Genomic DNA, 2,833 nt, shown 5'->3' on the forward strand with positions numbered 1-2,833 from the left:
AAGTCAGGGTTCATAACGACCTCCAGTTCTATTTTTTGTAGAAATATCAAGTAGATAATCGTCTAAAACCATTCAAAGGTCAATTATGATTTTGTTACGTCAATTTGGCGAGAGAGTGGATTGTTGTTAAGCCATCAATTAAAGTTTAATGTTGTTTCATCGATGAAACACTTTTTTCAACCGGTAGTAGTATTTATCCATCCAATTACCAGAAACAACCAGGGACCTGTTGAAAATTGATGTTTTAATTGGACAAGTGCTGGGTTGAAATGAAGGGATACTGGGTTGTGGTACTGAAGGTGGAGGCACTGGTAAGGTACTTGGAGAGTGGATACTACCATACTATAACTATCCTATCCGAGAACCAACACCATAGCACCATCCACTATCAGTGTTGGATCTGGTAGGGGGGTGAACAGTAGAACACTATAGAACACAGGTTGGGGGGTTTTCCTCTTATAAAGCACTACTTTAATAAAAACCTGAAAATACCTGTTCATAGTGTTCTACCCTAACAAGTACTTTCCTTTGAACTACCCCACCAGTACTGGGTTTTAACCGATTAGACTCTCCTTAATCAGATCAATACCAATCCAATAACGTGTTCGCTTTTGCCGATTTTTCATTGAATTTTCAGAAGAGGTGTTTCATCGATCAACTTCCTGGCGCCCTGAACTCTTTTCCCCGAGAACTGGCTTGATGGACTTTTTAACTGATGCGGTCGTGTTTTTTATATATTAATTCGTTTAATATAAGAAAAAATTTTTCAACAGCGGTTGTGGCTCATATAGAGCACCAGGAAGAAATCAAGCATTATTTGTGATTTATTTTTAGGCAATACTACACACTTCCAATTCTTATCGGTTTTTTTAAAAAATGTATGGGGCTGAGTTAATTTTTAAAACCATAGGTTTTTTAAATCCCGCGTTACCGGTGGAAACACCATGTCCCTTATGCCCAATTTTGACATACTGGTTTACAAGATCTCTTAAAATTTACTTAAGGATCAAAGCACCTTAGAGCCATAAGTTTAATATTGGAGCGGACATGGTAAGACATTCTATATGAAGCCGTCATTACATCCGTTACATCTGGAGTATTGCGACAGTGGAATCAAAGCCATCCTGTCCGCAAAATTGAAAAAACCTTAAATTGAAAAAATTAAAATATAGCCTGTTTGTATTTTATAACTTAAGTTCTATTCCATAAAGCTCCTGTATCATGTTGCGCCACTGGCCTAAAGGCATATCTTTATCAAAGGCAATATCCAATGCATTTACATTCCTCCATTTTTCACGAAGCTTTGGCCAGGTTATTAAATAATATTGGCCTCGTCCTTTCATGCTACTCTTTTTACCTCGCAAATTTTTTGGTAGATAAGTTTGAGAAGTTCGCATCAGGCCCATTGCCATACGCAGATATCTTCTGCCCATACCAAAATCTGCATGTTGCCCTTGTGTATCACGTCTCTTGTAATCCAACATCAAATTTTCTGGTCCGTGTAAACCTATGTGGGAGGCTGACTGAACAACATAGTCCTTCAGGATACGATTGCAACGCTTTCCAACTTTTTTAGTTTGGGGTTTTCCTTGGATTCCACCGGTTTGTTTAACCCTTGGAATGATACCAGAATATGAAACCAAATTACTTAAAGACTTCTGTTTATTGGGGTTACCAATTTCAGCACATACACCAGCGGCTAAAATGATTCCGATACCTCGGATGCTGGTTAGAAAAGCCCCCTGGGTTTGGGCTAAACTTTCAGCAACTTCCTTCTCCAGTTGCTCAGTGCTTTCTTGCAGGCAATTAAAAAGTTTAGCTTGTTGTTTCAATGAAATTTGTAATGTTGCAAGATGATTTTCTGGTGGTTTGAGAACCTGGGCAGCATACTGCTGAAGTTTTTTAGCGCAATTATCTGGTTGATGAATTGCACAGCGAGTAAGGAGTTTAATTAATGTCGAACGTTTGCGCCTAAGAATTTGATGCACACTGAATCGATCATCCATCAATAGTAATGAGCATTTTGAAAATGGTAAAATCCCGCTATTCTTTTCGTTTAGAAAACCAGGAAAAATCTGATCAACAAAGGTGTGAATTTTATTTTTTACTCCGGTTGTCATGTTGACCATTTTTCGTCTTTGCCGCACAAGTGTCCGCAAATCTAAATGATCTCCTGATTGAGCTGGAGAGCAGTTAGCTCTGCAACTGAGAATCATTTTACAAATCCCCAATAAGTCTAAACGATCAGTGCTTGCCTGCACATTTTCACGTTGAGTCTTTGCGTCATGAGCATTTACCCCTGCCACCAGCCAATTTTCCGAACGTAATGTAGATATAAAATTGTCAGTATAAGACCCGCAATCTTCACCTCCAAAAACAATATGCTGTAGGCTAATTCCATGATGATGGCAGGATTTTTTTACTTGATCAATCAAATAATTCTTACCTTCCGGTGAATTTTTTACCGAAAATGGTTTCCGAATAATCCTCCCATTTCCATCACAAAGCATGGCCAGATGATCTTTTTTCGCATAGTCAATTGGAATACACATCACTTTGGATCTGTCTTTTGCCATCTCGAACAAAGACAGGATTTCTTGACTTTGATTTTGAAAAACGTTACGTTTTTTCATAGTGAAGCTCCCTGTAACTTTTCAACTGCTTCATTGCAGATTGATCTTTTAAAATATCACTAAATATACCTATTTATAGTCAATCGCATATGAATTGATACTTGACTAAGACAGATATTACATGATAATCTATCCATAATTTCAACCACTATATAAGGATAGGTTATGATTTCACGCCGCGGCAAGCCATTGACACCGGA

Annotated in this window: 1 protein-coding gene; it reads right to left on the reverse strand. The window is 38.0% G+C overall.

Annotation, left to right across the window (positions count from 1 at the left end; translation table 11 throughout):
* Nucleotides 1–1,184: 1,184 nt before the first annotated feature.
* On the reverse strand, nucleotides 1,185–2,633 hold the full coding sequence (locus K8S13_RS04000; protein ID WP_291460633.1) for a transposase: 1,449 nt from the start codon (nucleotides 2,631–2,633) through the stop codon (nucleotides 1,185–1,187).
* Nucleotides 2,634–2,833: the final 200 nt, after the last annotated feature.

It is taken from the genome of Desulfobacula sp., from assembly GCF_021107415.1.

Bases quoted from the DNA above. Each gene is read 5' to 3' on its own strand.
- K8S13_RS04000 (WP_291460633.1), bottom strand. From the start codon at position 2,633: ATGAAAAAACGTAACGTTTTTCAAAATCAAAGTCAAGAAATCCTGTCT.